Consider the following 459-nt stretch of genomic DNA (forward strand, 5'->3'; position numbering starts at 1 on the left):
GATGCATACTCATCTCTTTATAAGCTGGAACTGTAGTAACCTGTGCAAATTCGCGATATAGATTTTGCTCCAGTTCTGCTGATGATATATATTCCGGGTGTTCGCTAAAGAACTGTCTTGCATCTACTATCGCTTGGGATTCGCCACTTCTTTTATTTTGATTCTCCTTTAATGAATTTTCTCTGGTGCATGCAGAGAGCAACGATATCAGCGCGATGGTTATTATGATTTTACTATTATATCCTACTAATGACATATCAACTTTCTCTTACGCAAGATTGGAGTTTAACATAATGTTTATCCCATTCACAGAGTGCTATAAACAACTCAACAGTACCTTTTATGTTAAGTTTATTTAGGGCTCTTATTTTGTGATATGATACTGTTTTATAATCAATTCCTTTAATAATGGCAATTTGCTTTAATGAATATGAAACACATAAACGCAGGATATCTATC

The 459-nt window shown here is 34.2% G+C and carries 2 protein-coding genes; both read right to left on the reverse strand.

Annotation, left to right across the window (positions count from 1 at the left end):
- On the reverse strand, window positions 1-256 hold a 256-nt coding region (locus E0D98_RS25835), incomplete at its 3' end, for an invasion protein (protein WP_131891541.1).
- 1 nt (window position 257) lies between these two features.
- The coding region (locus E0D98_RS25840) for a LuxR C-terminal-related transcriptional regulator (protein ID WP_240723790.1) at window positions 258-459 on the reverse strand (202 nt) is incomplete at its 5' end.

This window comes from Escherichia sp. KCJ4928, from assembly GCF_004352695.1.
In the GTDB taxonomy this organism is placed as follows: Bacteria; Pseudomonadota; Gammaproteobacteria; order Enterobacterales; family Enterobacteriaceae; genus ECMA0423.